The sequence below is a fragment of the Vibrio sp. 10N.222.49.C9 genome (genome assembly GCF_041474985.1).
Taxonomy (GTDB): domain Bacteria; phylum Pseudomonadota; class Gammaproteobacteria; order Enterobacterales; family Vibrionaceae; genus Vibrio; species Vibrio crassostreae_C.
Genome location: NZ_JBFRVD010001316.1, coordinates 1 through 388 on the forward strand (window position 1 = coordinate 1; position 388 = coordinate 388).

1 protein-coding gene is annotated in these 388 nt (G+C 41.5%); it reads left to right on the top strand.

Going from position 1 to position 388, the window contains the following annotated elements; translation table 11 throughout:
• Nucleotides 1–37 precede the first annotated feature (37 nt).
• Nucleotides 38–388, top strand: a 351-nt coding sequence (locus AB4585_RS28085; protein WP_372172046.1) for a ParA family protein, incomplete at its 3' end; no start/stop codon positions are given.

Below are 388 nucleotides of genomic sequence, written 5' to 3' on the forward strand. Positions count from 1 at the left end.
GTATGGGAAAGTAAGAAGAGACACTATAGAGTCTTTTATGGTTCCTGTACGTCGGGGCCAGGGCTTTATAAATTCACCTATAAAGCCAACTCACTCAAAACGTTTCCATTGTGATCTCATCCCAGGTGACCCTAAACTATCTCTTAGTGAAGATCTACTTGCAACCGATTGGAAAGGGGCTACATCTGGCGAGCACCGAGGTATGCAAACGACTCTTGTTTTTAGACATTTAACTCATCTATATAGGGATTACGACTATATTCTTTTCGATGTCGGTCCATCTTTAGGCGCAATTAACCGTTCTGTCATGCTTGGGTGTGATTTCTTTGTAACACCAATGTCTGTCGACGTGTTTAGTCTTATGGCAGTGGATAATATGAATCTATCT